The organism is Heminiphilus faecis, from assembly GCF_008728965.1.
In the GTDB taxonomy this organism is placed as follows: Bacteria; Bacteroidota; Bacteroidia; order Bacteroidales; family Muribaculaceae; genus Muribaculum; species Muribaculum faecis.
Window position 1 is genome coordinate 1 of sequence record NZ_VSMC01000078.1, and the last position, 500, is coordinate 500.

Consider the following 500-nt stretch of genomic DNA (forward strand, 5'->3'; position numbering starts at 1 on the left):
TTCAATGCCAAAATCAAAGCTTTCAGAACTCAGTTCCGCGGAGTAGGTGACATCAAATTCTTCATGTTCAGACTGGCAACACTTTACTCTTGACATCTTACCACCCACCGGGAAAATCCGCTGATCCAAAAATTATTCGTAAGCAGGGACCCGGCCGGAGCATAAAATCAGAGGGCCGTGTCTCTCGACAAGGTCCTCCATAACATGTTGTAAAGTGTATACAGGGATGTGATTATGTTTGAAAACTTTATATCCAAGCGTTCATGGGCAAATGTATAACATATTTTTTATAATTGCAACACTTTTTCGTTACTTTCACCCAAAAGCTGATTAAGAACATATTTTAAAGGCTGTTTTGAATAAAATATGTATTTTTTGGCAGGTTGGACATTTGGGGTGATGGATTGCGTGTAAACCATTGATTTAATTATCTTTGCGAAGATAATTATTGATATGGTTAAAAAAATGCTTTTTCTGCGGGTCTAAAAATGTAGTCAGGA

1 pseudogene is annotated in these 500 nt (G+C 37.4%); it reads left to right on the top strand.

The features are described 5' to 3' along the window. A pseudogene (locus FW767_RS13455) lies at positions 1–93 on the top strand (transposase); the annotation flags it as partial. Positions 94–500: the final 407 nt, after the last annotated feature.